Source organism: Acinetobacter sp. UNC436CL71CviS28, assembly GCF_000620525.1.
Lineage (GTDB): Bacteria > Pseudomonadota > Gammaproteobacteria > Pseudomonadales > Moraxellaceae > Acinetobacter > Acinetobacter radioresistens.
On the sequence record NZ_JIBB01000055.1, the window covers coordinates 1 to 10,658 of the forward strand.

Annotated in this window: 10 protein-coding genes and 1 rRNA gene; 1 reads left to right on the plus strand and 10 read right to left on the minus strand. The window is 39.3% G+C overall.

Going from position 1 to position 10,658, the window contains the following annotated elements; translation table 11 throughout:
• On the minus strand, positions 1–270 hold a 270-nt coding region (locus tag N518_RS0114265), incomplete at its 3' end, for a helix-turn-helix domain-containing protein (protein WP_031946223.1).
• A 262-nt stretch (positions 271–532) separates the two neighbouring features.
• Positions 533–1,498: a DUF6160 family protein gene (locus tag N518_RS0114270; RefSeq protein ID WP_005027722.1), complete on the minus strand. Its 966-nt coding sequence runs from the start codon at positions 1,496–1,498 to the stop codon at positions 533–535.
• A 261-nt stretch (positions 1,499–1,759) separates the two neighbouring features.
• Between N518_RS0114270 and N518_RS0114275 the strand changes: the two genes are divergently transcribed.
• Entirely contained in the window at positions 1,760–3,118 is a 1,359-nt protein-coding gene (locus N518_RS0114275) for an anthranilate synthase component I family protein (protein ID WP_005027725.1), read from the plus strand.
• Here the strand turns inward: N518_RS0114275 and hisC are convergent, their stop codons facing one another.
• The 8 genes from hisC to rrf all read right to left on the minus strand — a co-directional run bounded on the left by hisC (position 3,119) and on the right by rrf (position 10,427).
• Positions 3,119–4,207 (minus strand): histidinol-phosphate transaminase, encoded by a 1,089-nt coding sequence (gene hisC, locus N518_RS0114280; protein ID WP_005406861.1) that lies wholly within the window; start codon positions 4,205–4,207, stop codon positions 3,119–3,121.
• A 72-nt stretch (positions 4,208–4,279) separates the two neighbouring features.
• Positions 4,280–5,578 (minus strand): histidinol dehydrogenase, encoded by a 1,299-nt coding sequence (gene hisD / locus N518_RS0114290; protein ID WP_161794082.1) that lies wholly within the window; start codon positions 5,576–5,578, stop codon positions 4,280–4,282.
• Positions 5,579–5,761: 183 nt separating this feature from the next.
• On the minus strand, positions 5,762–6,460 hold the full coding sequence (gene hisG / locus N518_RS0114295) for an ATP phosphoribosyltransferase (protein ID WP_005018563.1): 699 nt from the start codon (positions 6,458–6,460) through the stop codon (positions 5,762–5,764).
• Positions 6,457–7,716, minus strand: coding sequence for a UDP-N-acetylglucosamine 1-carboxyvinyltransferase (murA, locus tag N518_RS0114300; protein ID WP_005027731.1), 1,260 nt, complete (start codon positions 7,714–7,716; stop codon positions 6,457–6,459). The genes hisG and murA overlap by 4 nt, the downstream gene beginning before the upstream one ends.
• Before the next feature lie 7 nt (positions 7,717–7,723).
• Positions 7,724–7,975: a BolA family iron metabolism protein IbaG gene (ibaG, locus tag N518_RS0114305; RefSeq protein WP_005027733.1), complete on the minus strand. Its 252-nt coding sequence runs from the start codon at positions 7,973–7,975 to the stop codon at positions 7,724–7,726.
• A 135-nt stretch (positions 7,976–8,110) separates the two neighbouring features.
• Positions 8,111–8,443: a ribosome hibernation-promoting factor, HPF/YfiA family gene (hpf, locus tag N518_RS0114310; RefSeq protein ID WP_005018556.1), complete on the minus strand. Its 333-nt coding sequence runs from the start codon at positions 8,441–8,443 to the stop codon at positions 8,111–8,113.
• Between the two features lie 169 nt (positions 8,444–8,612).
• A complete protein-coding gene (locus N518_RS0114315; RefSeq protein ID WP_005027737.1) occupies positions 8,613–10,058 on the minus strand; it encodes an RNA polymerase factor sigma-54 in 1,446 nt (481 codons plus the stop codon).
• A gap of 254 nt (positions 10,059–10,312) precedes the next feature.
• Positions 10,313–10,427, minus strand: a 5S ribosomal RNA gene (gene rrf / locus N518_RS0114320).
• Positions 10,428–10,658 lie beyond the last annotated feature (231 nt).

The following is a 10,658-nucleotide window of genomic DNA, read 5'->3' on the forward strand; positions in this document are numbered from 1 at the left end:
CCATAAACAACGGATCGCTTCAACAATAAATTTCCAGAGGATTGAATCGATTTTGAGTTTTCTGTGACCACGTCTACGTCTAGCGAAGGTGTTATCAGAAGCATATCGAGCTTGATAAACGTCATTGATGCTATTTCTTTTAAGCTCACGATAGATCGTACTAGGATGTCTTTTAATGAGTTCAGCAAATTTTCTGGCTGAAAAGCCTTCTTTTCTTGACTCAAGCATTAATGCAGTACGATCTTCAAAGTTAAGATGATGGTATGACAATTTTATATACTCCATAAACCCTTTAAATTAATTAGGTGGTTTATGTCGCACTTCAAGTTTTACTCTGCCTATCTTTAACTTTTTAGTTTTCAGTAATTATACTGATATTCGTTATTTTTCTAGAGTATAAACTCTACTTCCTTGTACCACTCAAGATACCTTTTTTTTTAAAAATAACAGCTTTTTTTAGGATTTTTGAAAAAAATTATATTTTATTGTAAAAAAAAGCGCGTGAAGTCACGCGCTTTTAAATAGAAATTTATTATCGACCAGAAATGGTAATCACAGAACCTTGGTTGTATTGACCCATTGCAGGACTGTAATAAGTTTGTAGTCCCTGAATTTCTACATCCCCAATTGAAGCAGCATCGCGGCTACCTAAATGAACACCCTTAACATAGTTATCAATTGGACCTGAGTTACTTACCATACGAATATAGCCATTATTAGTACCTTCTTTACCGATCACACTAATTTTTTGATCAATTGATAGATCACGAGCATTAGCATCAGCTACTTTAATACTATCGACAAAAATTTCACCAGCAGCACGTGTAGCTGTTTTAGTTGAGTTATCTAGAATACCCAGGTTCTTGATCTCAAGACCGCCCAGCATTTTTGCATCTAGCTTAATCATGGCGCCCTGTGGAGCTGCACCTAATTGAATATTTGCTGACATTGGACCTGTTTTTAATGAAAGGCCAGAGAGAATAGCATTATAGTTTGTATCATCCCCCCCACGACGAATACTCGTTGCAGTTGCAGGATCTGCTACAGCATTAGAACCGGTTACCCCAATCTCGCCAATATTGATATCTAGACCCGATACATCAGCAGCAATATTAATAAATGCACCACCAGCTGCTTTGTCGCCTGCATCAGAGTCAATACGCAGGTCAGCAAGATTACGAGTTGTTAGCAGATATTTGCCTGCATCATCATAATTGGCTTTGACTACTACACCCAGCTTTTCGTTAATATCGCCTGTTTTACCGTTACCCTTAATTACGATGGCACCAGCCTTTCCAGCAGTGCTTCCACCTGTTAGGCCATCATTATCATGAATAAATAATTTTTCAATTTCAACCTTTGAAATACCGATCCCGATATTAATACCATCTTGGCCAGTGGTTGCACTTAATGAAGCATCATCCATCGCTTGCATTGCCATTGCATTTGCACTAATTGCCATAGAAGAAACTAAAGCAATTTTAGTAAACATTTTCATTCCATACTCTCCTAAGAGTTTTTATTTTTTTGATTGTCTAGCTACTCTTAATTTCTACTGTTTTTTTATTTTCTGCAGTAGAAACATCCTGTCCTTGAGTAGCTACTTTAGATTAGCAAGCTTAAGTTAGCCTGAGAGGATTAATTGATCAACTGCTGCCCATCATAATCAAAGCAAAACCGATAAACGGTATCTGGATTTAGGTCATAGTTAATTATGTAGTAATATGTGCCACTGTTTTATCAGATGCACTTATAGACTATGCCAAAGCTGAGAAAAAAGCTTGATTTTTATCATAATGATCCTGCTTCTATTTTAAATAAATTGAGGGATTTTTTTGGTTTAGTTTATTTAGAAGATAATCATCGGCCTATTATTGCATTTCTGCCAGATCAATATATTAAATACCAGTCCGGCTTATTTTCAGCTTATAAAAAAAATACTGATTATTCTTATTCAATTACTCATCATAAAATAGATTTACTTGATTTTATTTGTTTAGATCCTGAATTTAAGGGTTCTTCTCAAGCAGGATTTAACGGTGGATATATTGGATTTATTAGCTACGATTTTGCTGCCCAACAACATCTTAAAATTCATATAGAATATAAAAAACAGCCAAGTTTATATTTAGGCAAATATCATCATTATTTAAAGTATGAAGCAGAAGAGTGGATATTTTATAGTGAAGGTCAAGATGCATTAATCATTTATCAAAATATTTATGATGCTCTTCATTTAGATCATGATTCAGATACTCAGGTGTTTCAGCTGGTTCAGACCTGTCAGCCACGCTGGACTAAACAGCAATATATTTCAGCCTTTAAGCAAGTGCAGGAATATATTACAGCAGGTGACTGTTACCAAATTAATTTAACTCAAGAGTTTAAAGCTCAAGGTAATGGTCATTTACTAGACTGTGCAGCGAAATTTTGGGCTATGACAAATGCGCCTTATGCGGGCTACCTAAAAATAGATAATCTTGAAATCTTAAGTTGCTCTCCTGAGCTTTTTATTGATTTTAAAGAACAACAGCAAATTATAACACGCCCGATTAAAGGGACCATGCCGCGTTATGCAGATCCGATACTTGACCAGAAAGCAAAAAACACTTTAATTAACTCCAAAAAAGATCAGGCAGAGAATGTTATGATCGTTGATTTACTGCGTAATGACTTCAGTCTCTATGCCCAAAAGGGTTCAGTTAAAACACTAAAATTATTTGAAATTGAAAGTTTTAATCAAGTCCATCATATGGTCAGTGAAGTACAAGCTATATTAAACAAAAATATTTCACCGTTTCAGGTCTTGTTATCTGCTTTGCCGGGCGGCTCAATTACGGGTGCGCCTAAAATACGTGCCATGGAAATTATTGCAGAACTTGAAGAAGCTGCTCGGGGTGCTTATTGCGGTTCATTAGGTTATTTTAATTTTGATGGAACAGGCTGCTGGAATATCCTGATCCGGACCATCCAAAAATATGATCATGATATTTCTATCTGGGCAGGCGGCGGTATTACTATTGCTTCAGAACAGGAGGCAGAATATCAGGAATGTTTCGATAAAATATCTGCCATGCTGGACTTACTCAATACATGGCAGAGAACAGGTGAATCATAATCAGACTAGAATCTGATTTCTCAATGTATCAATAAGTCTTTGATTTTGTTCATCCGTACCGACAGTAATACGTAAATACTGATTAATACGGGGTTTGTTAAAATAACGTACAATAATGCCATGTTGACGCAGCTCGGCAGCCAAGTCAGCAGCATTTTTATGAGCTAAAGAAACAAAAATAAAATTAGCTTTAGAAGGTAATACCTTGAAATCTAAAGCTTCTAGCCCATTTACAAGCTGCTCACGGCTATCAATTACTTTCTGGCACATAGCCTGAAAATAGTCTTGATCCTGAAATGAAGCTACCGCAGCAGCAATAGCTAAACGGTCCATTGGATAGGAATTAAAACTGTTTTTAACAGTCTCAAGTGCAGCAATTAAATGTGGCTGGGCAATTGCAAAACCAACGCGTAAACCTGCGAGTGAACGTGATTTGGAGGTCGTCTGGCATACCACCAGATTCTCATACTTACTTACCAAACTTACTGCAGATTCTGCACCAAAATCTACGTAGGCTTCATCTATAACCACTACAGAGTCAGGATTATTCTGAAGAATTTCTTCAATTGACAGCAGATCTAATGCAATGCTGGTTGGCGCATTTGGATTAGTAATAATAATACCGCCATTGGGTTGCCTATAATCAGCAATGTCAATTTCGAAGTCAGCGTTTAGTGGCAGTATTTTAGTTTTAACTCCAAAAAACTGGCTATATACCGGATAAAAGCTGTAGGTTATATCTGGATATAAAATTGGATGCTCTTGAATAAAAAATGCTTTGAAAATATGTGCAAGTACCTCATCAGACCCGTTGCCTACAAATACCTGACTGGCTGTAATACCCTGCTGCTGGGCAATTGCTTCTTTTAATGCAGTTGCATCGGGGTCCGGATAAAGACGTAATACATCAGCCTGATTAGCCAGCACAGCCTGTATTGCATCAACAACATAAGGTGATGGCGGATAAGGATTTTCGTTAGTATTTAATTTTAACAGATTTTGAAGTTTAGGCTGTTCACCAGGAATATACGGTTCAAGTTTACGTACTTCAGGACTCCAAAAACGCATTTGTTCGGTAGTTAGTTCCATGTTTAAGATTCTCAAATTCATTTTCCAAAAAGGGCTGTTCCTGACAGCCCCTGAATTCTTTATAAAAGCCTCTCAATAGCGATAGCGGGCTGAGCGAGCATGAGCATCCAGATTTTCTTGCTGTGCCAGGATATCCGCAGTGCGTGCCAGTGGTTGTACGCCCTGTTCAGAACACATAATGAGACTGGTCCGCTTCTGAAAATCATATACACCAAGCGGAGAAGAAAAACGTGCTGTGCCTGATGTCGGCAAGACATGGTTCGGACCTGCACAATAATCACCAATTGCCTCTGGTGTATAACGGCCCATAAAAATAGCTCCTGCATGACGAATCAAGGTAGCCATCTCTTTAGCTTCATCAAGACATAATTCTAAATGCTCTGGAGCAACTTGATTAATCAGCTCTATTGCCTCTTTACGGCTATTTACCAGAACTAAAGCACCACGATTGGCAATTGAAGTACGGGCAATCTCGGCTTTGGGTAGCTGACTTAAATGTTTTTCAATCGCCTCTTCCACAGCCTGTAATAGCTGCTCATCTGGCGTAATAAAAATAGCTTGAGCCACAGTATCATGTTCTGCCTGAGACAGCACATCCATGGCTAGCCAATCAGCATTATTTAGTCCCTCAGCATAAACCAGAATCTCTGAAGGACCTGCAATCATATCAATACCCACTTGCCCAAATACGGCACGCTTGGCTGCTGCAACAAAACGGTTACCCGGTCCGGTAATCTTGTCAACACGCGGAACAGTTTCTGTACCATAAGCAAGTGCAGCTACTGCCTGTGCTCCGCCAATAGTAAATACCCGGCTTACCCCGGCAAGGAATGCAGCAGCAAGTACCAGAGGATTTAATTCACCATCTGGTGCCGGTACTACCATGATTATTTCGGATACTCCTGCTACATGTGCAGGGATCGCATTCATCAGAACAGAGGAAGGATAAGAGGCCAAGCCACCCGGAACATAAATACCGACCCGATCTAATGGAGTCACTTTCTGGCCTAAGGTATTGCCCAATTCATCTATATAAGACCAGCCATCCTGTTTCTGTGCCTGATGAAAAGCACGTATCCGATCCGCTGCCATCTCTAAAGCATCACGTACCTGCGGCTCTAAATTTTCAAATGCTGTTTTTAACTGTGCTTGAGTCAGTTCAAGTTCAGAAAACTGATGCGCTGGATGTCGATCGAACTGTTGAGTGAGTTTAAGAACGTGAGCATCACCATGTTGACGCACATCAGCAATGATCTGGTCTACAGTTTTTAAAAGTTCAGGGTCACTAACTGTCTCAAAAGCTAACAAGTCTGCAAAAGCTTGCTTGAAGTTTTGATCTTGAGTCGATAAACGTCGCATCAATTTACCCACAAGGTCTATGTAAAACTTTAGTTTACCTGTTTTCTACGAACTTGTGGGTAGGAATCGCTCTTGTATTCAAGGACTTTTATTGAAAATAACTTTTGCTAAGATTGATGAAGTTTCAAATCTGCGGTAAAACCAATTAAGGTATAAAAAAACCGTCCTTGAGGACGGTCTTAGATAACAAATACTTTATGGGCTCATTTGCTGGCGTGCTTCTACTGCTTTTTCCAGCTGCGCAATAATTGGATTGAGCAATGCCTGCTTACGTTTAAAGCTAGCTTTATTAACAATGAGACGTGAAGACACTTTACAGATTTCTTCGAGTGGCTCCAAACCATTAGCCCGCAAGGTATTGCCGGTATCTACGACATCAACAATATAGTCCCCCAAGCCGACCAAGGGAGCAAGCTCCATTGAACCATAAAGTTTAATTACATCTACCTGTTCCCCCAGACTTGCATAGTACTGGCGAGTCAGGTTGACATATTTAGTGGCAATTTTTAAACGTCCTTGTGGACGTTTCATACCGACTTTGCCTGCTGTCATTAACTTGCAGTTAGCAATTTTTAGATCAAGTGGCTCATAAACATGCTGAGCCCCATGTTCCATCAACACATCTTTACCAGCAACGCCCAGATCTGCTGCACCATTTTCAACATAGGTAGGTACATCTGAAGCACGTAAAATTAGAATACGTACCTGCTTATGGGTAGTTGGAAAAATTAGCTTGCGAGACTTTTCCGGATCTTCCAGCAGATTAATACCTGCTGTTTCAAGTAAAGGTAATGTTTCTTTTAAAATACGTCCCTTACTCAAAGCCAAGGTTAAACCATGATCAAAATTACCCATTACATCAAAATTTGGATCATCGTTTCTTACTTCACTCATGCACTTACTCGCTTAATCTGGGCACCTAAACTCTGAAGTTTAGCCTCAACATTCTCATAGCCCCGGTCAATATGATAAATACGGTCAACGATGGACTCCCCTTCAGCTGCCAGCGCGGCCAGTACCAGAGAGAATGAAGCTCTCAGATCTGTAGCCATGACCGGAGCTGCTGATAATTTTTCAACTCCTGTCACGACGGCATCGTTACCTTCCACCTGTATATTGGCTCCCATGCGTGAAAGCTCAGGCACATGCATAAAACGATTTTCAAAAATTGTTTCACTAATAGTTGCAAAACCATGTCCAATCGCATTAACAGCCATAAGCTGTGCTTGCATATCTGTCGGGAAGTCGGGATGAGGTAATGTACGGAAACTTACTGCTTTAGGACGTTTATCCTGCATATCCAGTTCGATCCAGTCATCTCCGCGTGTAACTTCTGCACCCATTTCCTCGAACTTATCTAGCACTGCCTCAAGTAATGTCGGGTCTGTATGGGTCGTCTTAACCTTACCACCAGTAATCGCGGCAGCAGCCAGATATGAACCGGTTTCAATACGGTCAGCTACTACAGCATATTCACAGCCTTGCAAAGATTCTACGCCTGTAATCACCAGCGTATCTGTATCTACACCTTCAATCTTGGCTCCCATTTTAATGAGCATATTAGCCAAATCTGTAATTTCTGGCTCACAAGCAGCATTACGCAGTGTAGTCACACCTTCTGCCAGTACTGCTGCCATTAAAATATTTTCTGTACCGCCCACTGTGACCATATCAAAGGTAATATCTGCACCTTTTAAACGGCCATCTACTTTGGCATTAACATAGCCATTTTCAACTTCAATATGTGCGCCCAATGCTTCGAGTGCCTTGAGATGCAGGTCAACCGGACGCGATCCGATTGCACAGCCACCCGGCAGGGAAACCTGAGCACTGCCATAACGGGCTACCAATGGCCCAAGCACTAAAATAGAGGCGCGCATCGTTTTAACCAGCTCATAAGGTGCAAACTGATTATTTAAGGTAGAGGTATCTGCCTTGACTGTATCACTACTGTAGCTGATGCTAATTCCTAGTCCGGCAATCAGTTCTACCAGCGTATTTACATCTTTTAAGTTAGGAACATTGGTCAGTGTAATAGGTGTTTCGGCAAGAATAGTGGCGGCAAGTAAAGGTAAAGCTGCATTCTTTGCACCCGAAATACGTACTTCACCCTGGAGCTTGATACCGCCATTAATTACAAATTTATCCATTTAAGTCTTAAGCTCCAAACAGGCTTGCTTTGTGCCACTCTTCTTTGGTCATTGCGCGAATAGTGACCGCGTGCACTTCTCCGCTCGCGATATAGGAATTTAGAGGAGCATATACTGCCTGCTGACGAGCAATTGTACGTTTACCTTCAAACTGATCATCAACAATACGAAGATCAAATTTTCCCGCCTGTCCGCTCACAGCAACTTCTGCCTCTGGAAAAGCAGCTTGTAGAATCTCAGTGAGCTGTTCACTATTCATTGTAAAAACCTCTTGTAAGACTGACGGTGTAAAAACCAGATATATTACTATAACTCTAAAGGAATAATGCAGTTGGCCTGTAAAATTTACACATGAAAAAAAAGAGGTATTAAACCTCTTTTTTAAACTGTTTCGTTAAATTGCTAAAGGTTGATAACTACACTGCAACTTTCTATGTTTATAAAGCTGTCTTTTTATTTTTTCTGATAATTTTTTAATAGAAGTATACATATCATCTGCACAAGCCTGTGCAAATAGCTCAATTCCAGGTAAACGGATAATCGCTTCAGCCTTATGGTTAGCACTACCTTTTTTTGAACGCTTGGTAACTTCATGATCTTTACTAAGCTTGACCTGCATACTATTTACCTGGTCAAGATGCTGAGTCAGCTGATTAAACTTGAAACGGATATCCTGTTCTATTGCAGGGGTAATCGTTAAATGGTGGCCACGAATGGTAATTTGCATAATTCTATTCCTCACCTCGTTTCAGGCTTTAAAGTCAGAACAGGGATAGTCTAATGACAGAAAATAGAATTCTGTTAAATTATATCAAACCATTCCTGTACTCCTTTAAATCAAAATGAAAGTTTCACTATGCTGTCATAATGAACTATTAGAATAGCTCGACTAAAAACTAGATCAAGACCTTTCGGTCAGAAGACGACGGAATATTTAAAGATTCACGATATTTTGCTACTGTCCTACGTGCTACATCAATCCCTTCTTCTTTAAGTAAATTCGTAATGGAATTATCAGACAAGGGTTTACGGGGATTCTCATTTGAGACTAGTTTTTTAATCATGGCACGAATTGCAGTTGAAGAAGCCTCGCCCCCTGAGGTGGTGCCTACGTGACTTGAAAAGAAATACTTAAGCTCAAACAGGCCACGTGGAGTCAGCATATATTTGTTACTTGTGACCCGGGATACAGTTGACTCATGCAGCTGTACTTCTTCAGCGACCTCTCTCAAAATGAGGGGTTTCATGCCCTCTGCCCCAATTTCAAAAAAAGTCCGCTGATGTTCAACAATACAGCTGGCTACTTTTAATAAAGTTTTATGCCGCTCATCAATACTTTTAATAAAATTTTTTGCCTCATATAACTGATCTTTTAAATAATTATTATCGGTACTTTGATCAGCGCGCCGAATCATACCAGCATAAAAAGAATTAATACGCAGTTTAGGTAAAATATCGGTATTTAGCTGAACATGCCAAATCTGGTCCTTCTTAGATACAATTACATCAGGAATCTGATAATTAGATGATTCATCCTCAAATTCTATACCGGGATAAGCTTTTAAAGTTTTAAGCATATTAATTGCTGACTTTAAACGTTCAGTATTCAACCCTGTCTGTTTTAATAGCTTGCCAAGATCATTAGCAATCAGTAAATGATAATGCTCCAGCAATATCAAAGCATCCTGAATAACTGGCACAGAGGGTAAAGCTTCAAGCTGAATCCTAAGACATTCTGCCAGATTACGTGAACCTGCACCTAAAGGATCAAGCTGCTGAATATGCTTGAGTACCACATAAACCTCATCATCCTCTACTTCTTCTTCATGACCCATTTCTGCAAGTAAATTTTGAACAGAAGCAGTAATTTCTTCAATTTCAGCTTCAAGAAAGCCCCGTTGGTCTAAAGAATCAACTAAACAATAGGCAATTAACTGATCAATCTGGGAAAAATGTAAAAGGTTAATTTGCTCAAGTAAATGCTGTTTTAAATTTAAAGATTTATGATTATTGTCCTCTTGTTCCTGAAACTCAGGAGTCTCAAGTGCGGTAGACTGATGAATATAAACTTCATCCCAATGAGTATCTACTGGTAGCTCTTCAGGTAAATGGTCTGCATTTAGACTCTGATCAAGCTCATGAATATCTGTATTATTAGAATTTGATAGGGTAGAAATTGAATTTTCATCATCTATTTGTTCAAGTAAAGGATTACTTTCTAACTGAAGCTGGATTTCTTGTTCGAGTTCCAAATTAGATAACTGAAGTAAACGGATGGCTTGTTGTAATTGGGGGGTAAGGGATAAACTATTTGCAACTTTAAGCCCAACCGACAACTTCATAATATCCCACCCTTACTTTATCATATAAAATTAATGCAATTTTTATGCCTCTTTTAATTTTTATAGCATATTCTTATTATAAAACATACAATTTATTTTTTAAGATAGCTAGCTAATTAAAAAATTTTAAACTTCTAAGCCGCTTAAACCGGACTATCAGCCATTGCCAGTATTGCTATGGTTAACTCCCCTTCTATTTCAAAATCAAAGCATAAAAAAAGCCCCCTCACATGAGGGGGCTTTTTAGAATAATGAGCTGGCGATGACTTACTCTCACATGGGAGACCCCACACTACCATCAGCGCTAAGAGGTTTCACTTCTGAGTTCGGGAAGGGATCAGGTGGTTCACTCTTGCTATGGTCGCCAGCACAACTGTTGATGGACTTGTTCGGGTCTGATTTAACTGCGGTGCAGTATATGCCGTACTTTAGTCCAAATGAGTTATTAACAGCGGGCAGATCTGGGTCTGAATTGTATGTTCCAGCATTAGGCTGAATCAAGGGATATTGCATATTTATGAATCGATTGATGCTTTGTATACAACTGTTTGGGTGTTGTATAGTCAAGCCTCACGAGCAATTAGTATTGGTCAGCTTCAC